The following is a 4,828-nucleotide window of genomic DNA, read 5'->3' on the forward strand; positions in this document are numbered from 1 at the left end:
ACGAGCAGCCCGAGATAACCGAGCAGCACGAGCGCCAGCGCCAGCGCGAACGGCGTGTTGTGATGACGCGCGCGCACCGCGCGATGCATGAAGAACGCACAGATGGCGACGAGGAACGGCACCGGCAGCAGACGGTAGAAAATCCCGTCATGGAACCAGCGTTGCGCGATGTCCGCGTCCATCAGCGGCGTCCACAGGCTCACGAGCGCGATGAACCCGAGCAGCACCAGCGTCAGCGGCCAGACGACGCGATGCAGCCGCCGCTGCAGATCGCCCTCGGTCTTCGCGATCAGCCAGCAGCAGCCGAGCAGCGCGTAGGTCGTGACGAGCCCGAGGCCCGTCAGCAGGCTGAACGGCGTGAGCCAGCCGAACGCGCCGCCGGCATAGGCGCCATCGACGACCGGAATGCCTTGCAGGAATGCGCCGAGCACGATGCCCTGGCAGAACGCCGCGCCCGCCGAGCCGCCGATGAACGCGAGGTCCCACAGATGCTTCGTGCGACGCGCCTTCGCGCGGATCTCGAACGACACGCCGCGAAAGATCAGGCACGCCAGCATGAAGACCAGCGGCAGATAGAGCGCCGACAGCACGGTCGAATAGACGATCGGGAACACCGCGAACAGCGCGGCGCCGCCGAGCACCAGCCAGGTTTCGTTGCCGTCCCAGACCGGCGCGACCGTGCTCATCATCAGGTCGCGTTCTTTCTCATTGGGGAAGAACGGGAAAACGATGCCGATGCCGAGGTCGAAGCCGTCCAGCACGACGTACATGAAAAGGCCCAGTGCGATGATCGCGGCCCATACGACGGTTACGTCCATGTTTTTCTCGCTTGTTGCAGGGTTACACCGCGTCGATCATCTGATCGACCGCGGACAGCGGGCGGCGCGCGGTCTGCGCGGGCGTCGGCTGCGGTAGGCCGTCGGGTGTGCTGCCCGGCAGTGCCGGACCTTGGCGCATCAGCTTCAGCATGTAGTAGATGCCGGTGCCGAACACGAGGAAGTAGACGACCACGAACGTCATCAGCGACAGCCCAATCTGTTGCGTGGTCAGCGGCGACACCGCCTGCGACGTGCGCATCACCCCGTACACGACCCACGGCTGGCGGCCCGCTTCGGTGGTGACCCAGCCGGCCAGCAGCGTGATGAAGCCGCTCGGGCCCATCGCGACGCATAGCCGCTGAAACCACTTCGCGTCGAACAGTCGGCCACGGCGGCGCAGCACCCAGGCCGTGGCCGACATCGCGATCATCAGCACGCCGAGCCCGGCCATGATGCGGAAGCTCCAGAACACGACGGTCGAATTCGGCCGGTCCTGTGGCGGGAATTCCTTCAGGCCGCGGATTTCTCCGTCCCAACTATGCGTGAGGATCAGGCTGCCGAGGTGCGGAATCGACACCGCGTAGCGGGTGGTTTCCGCTTTCATGTCGGGGATGCCGAACAGGTTCAGCGCGGTGCCGCCTTTTTCGGTATTCCACAACCCTTCGATCGCGGCGATTTTCGCCGGCTGATACTTGCGCGTATTCAAGCCGTGCTGATCGCCGACGAATGCCTGGATCGGCGTGAGAATCAGCAGCAGCCACAGCGCCATCGAGAACATCTTCTTCACCGCCGGATCGCGCCGGCCGCGCAGCAGGTGCCATGCACCGACCGCGGCGACCACCAGCGCCGCGACGATGAACGCCGCGAGCGCCATATGCGCGAGGCGGTACGGGAACGACGGATTGAAGATGATCTTGAACCAGTCGAGCGGCACAACATGGCCGTTGACGACTTCGAAGCCTTGCGGCGTCTGCATCCAGCTATTGGACGCGAGAATCCAGAAGGTCGAGATCAGCGTGCCGATCGCGACCATCAGCGTCGCGCCGAAGTGCGCGCGCGGACTCACGCGCTGCCAGCCGAACAGCATGATGCCGAGGAAGCCCGCTTCGAGAAAGAACGCGGTCATCACTTCGTACATCAGCAGCGGACCGGTAATCGGCCCGGCGAAACTCGAGAAGCCCGACCAGTTGGTGCCGAACTGGTAGCTCATCACAACGCCGGAGACGACGCCCATGCCGAAGGCCACTGCGAAGATCTTCGACCAGAACAGACAAAGATCTTTGTAGTACGCGGTGCCGGTTTTTAACCAACGCCATTCGAGAACGGCGATGAAACTGGCCAGACCGATGCTGAGTGCGGGAAAAACGATATGAAAAGAGACGGTGAACGCGAATTGAATGCGGGCGAGATCGAATGCCGATATTGCGGAGTTCATGATCGTGTTGTGCGTGATAGCCGGGTCAGCGGACTGACGCGCGTCGACCGATGTCGGTGCGCACTGCGTTGGCAGATGGCGCAAGCGTAGGGGATGCAAGGCGATCGTGTTGCGGTGCGGCGTGCGTCAAAACACCGCCTTGTTCGAGTGTGCTGCGACCTTATTCCAGATAAACGTTTGAAGGGTAAGGACTTTTTCGCGTCGGACCGGCGCGTCGCGCCGCGCGTTCCGATGCACGCTGCGTCAATCGACCGCGCTGCAGCAACGCGCTGCGCGACGCGCGACGAATGTTCGGCGGCAGCCCCGTTGTGTCGTTGACGCAGTCGCCGTCAGCCGACAATCGGTCCTGAACCGACTTCCTTCGCCGGTGAGCTAGTCAGAGAATTTTTTTACTTCTACGATGGCGGCTGCCGTATTGCCATTCGGGGCATTTCTTTTCGCTACCCGTCGCGCATTACCGATTGCGCCAATCTTTTTTGCATTATTTCTCGCGTAATTCGTATTGCGTCGTTATTGGCAGCACAATTTCCGCTGACCATCTTCACTCATTATTTCCTTGCAGTGATCGCACGAGTCGTCGAGGCGGTTGTTGCAAAGCGTTTGCGGTATTCACGTGAGGTAGCCGTCACGCGCGGGCACGCGGATGCCGGAGCGCACGGCGCGGTGTCACGCGCGGCCCGCATGCTTCGAGAAACAGAGCAGCTTCATCCACCTGCCGGCGACGGCAGACTTCATCCACAAGGAGTCAAACAGATGAGCACGATCAAGACCAAAGACGGCACCTCGATTTTCTACAAGGACTGGGGCAAGGGCCGCCCAGTCGTGTTTTCGCATGGCTGGCCGCTCACCGCCGACGCGTGGGACGCGCAGATGCTGTTTCTCGGTAACCAGGGCTTTCGCGTGATCGCGCATGACAGGCGCGGTCATGGCCGCTCGGAGCAGCCGTGGGACGGCAACGAGATGGACACCTACGCGGACGATCTTGCCACGCTGATCGATCACCTCGATCTACACGATGCAACGCTGGTCGGCCATTCGACAGGCGGTGGCGAAGTCGCGCATTACATCGGCCGGCATGGCACCGCGCGCGTCGCGAAGGCCGTGTTGATCGGCGCGGTGCCGCCGCTGATGCTGAAGACGCCGGATAACCCCCTCGGCCTGCCAATCGACGTGTTCGACGGCATCCGCAAGGCCACACTTGAAGATCGCTCGCAGTTCTTCAAGGAGCTGGCGCTGCCGTTCTACGGTTTCAACCGGGCGGGCGCGAAGGTCTCGCAGGGCGTGATCGATTCGTTCTGGCGCCAGGGCATGGCCGGATCGATCAAGGGGTTATACGCCTGCATCAAGCAGTTTTCGGAGGTCGACTACACCGAAGACCTGAAGAAGATCGACGTGCCCACGCTGGTGCTGCACGGCGACGACGACCAAATCGTGCCGATCGACGCAGCCGGACGCCAGACCGCGAAGATCGTCAAGAACGCGACCTTGAAGGTGTATCCGGGCGGCCAGCACGGCATGTGCACGGTCGAGGCCGACAAGGTCAATGCCGACCTGCTGGAATTCATCGGCTCGTGATCGCATCACGGCGACGGAGCGCCGCAACAGCATGAGAGAGACGTTGCGGCCGGCGACTGCTTGCCGCGACGCGCGGTGCCTTCGTCTCGTGCTGTGCTCCTGCGCTGTGCGTTGTTGATGACGGCACGCGATCGCTTGGGCCGAGGAAGCGTGCGGCGGATGCCGGCATCTACCGCGCGCGTTGTCGGTTAGCCAGCGCTGGGCGGGAAAATCCGGCATGAGTCATATGATGTCACATAAATAGCACCGGCCTATCTCCTTGTTTCATAACATGTTCCCAGACTTCCCCTAGTCGGATTACGGGTAAATGCTTAGTTGAAATTCGCTCGTCGATAGTTGATAGTACGTTATCGTACAACCACGCATGTAACGCGGCGTCGGCAAACGCGGTCCGACAAGTCACTCGATCCTCTCCGTCTCGCCGGTTCGACCTCGCGCGCGGCGCAGTTAAAGGAAGTCCCCCTATGAAGAAGATTGCCCTCAGTGGCGCCGGCGGTCAGCTCGGCGCAGTGGTACGCGCCGCGTTCGTCGCGCGTGGCATCCCGTTGCGATCGGCCGCGGGCACGAAAGTGCTGACGCCGCTCGTCGAAGGCGAAGACGTGATGAACGGCGATCTGCGCGATCCGGCGGTCGTCGACCGGTTGCTCGACGGCGTGGACCTGCTGATTCATTTTGCCGGCACCAGCGTCGAGCGCCCGCTGCCCGAGATCATCGAGAACAATCTGCGCGGCCTCGTCGAAGTCTACGAAGGCGCGCGCCGCAATGGCGTAAAGCGCATCGTGTTCGCGAGCTCGAACCACGCGATCGGCATGTATCCAGTCACCGAGCGCCTGAGCCTCGACTGCGAACTGCGCCCGGACGGCTTCTACGGTCTGTCGAAGGTGTGGGGCGAAGCGCTGGCGAGAATGTACTGGGACAAACACGGTATTGAAAGCGTGTGCGTGCGGATCGGCAGCTGCCTCGAACGTCCGATCGAACCGCGTCATCTGAGCACCTGGTT

4 protein-coding genes are annotated in these 4,828 nt (G+C 62.3%); 2 read left to right on the forward strand and 2 right to left on the reverse strand.

Going from position 1 to position 4,828, the window contains the following annotated elements; all coding sequences use genetic code 11:
- Positions 1-818: cytochrome d ubiquinol oxidase subunit II (gene cydB, locus VGH68_RS26940; protein ID WP_331606772.1), on the reverse strand; the 818-nt coding region annotated here is incomplete at its 3' end.
- A gap of 22 nt (positions 819-840) precedes the next feature.
- Positions 841-2,253 (reverse strand): cytochrome ubiquinol oxidase subunit I, encoded by a 1,413-nt coding sequence (locus tag VGH68_RS26945; protein ID WP_331606773.1) that lies wholly within the window; start codon positions 2,251-2,253, stop codon positions 841-843.
- Between the two features lie 753 nt (positions 2,254-3,006).
- Between VGH68_RS26945 and VGH68_RS26950 the strand changes: the two genes are divergently transcribed.
- Together VGH68_RS26950 and VGH68_RS26955 are read left to right on the forward strand one after the other, a co-directional pair.
- Positions 3,007-3,828, forward strand: coding sequence for an alpha/beta hydrolase (locus VGH68_RS26950; RefSeq protein ID WP_331606774.1), 822 nt, complete (start codon positions 3,007-3,009; stop codon positions 3,826-3,828).
- A gap of 464 nt (positions 3,829-4,292) precedes the next feature.
- Positions 4,293-4,828 (forward strand): NAD(P)-dependent oxidoreductase (locus VGH68_RS26955; RefSeq protein ID WP_331606775.1); only part of this gene is annotated, 536 nt, incomplete at its 3' end.

The sequence above is a fragment of the Paraburkholderia sp. genome (assembly GCF_036488505.1).
GTDB lineage: Bacteria > Pseudomonadota > Gammaproteobacteria > Burkholderiales > Burkholderiaceae > Paraburkholderia.

Bases quoted from the DNA above. Each gene is read 5' to 3' on its own strand.
- VGH68_RS26945 (WP_331606773.1), bottom strand. From the start codon at position 2,253: ATGAACTCCGCAATATCGGCATTCGATCTCGCCCGCATTCAATTCGCG.
- VGH68_RS26950 (WP_331606774.1), top strand. From the start codon at position 3,007: ATGAGCACGATCAAGACCAAAGACGGCACCTCGATTTTCTACAAGGAC.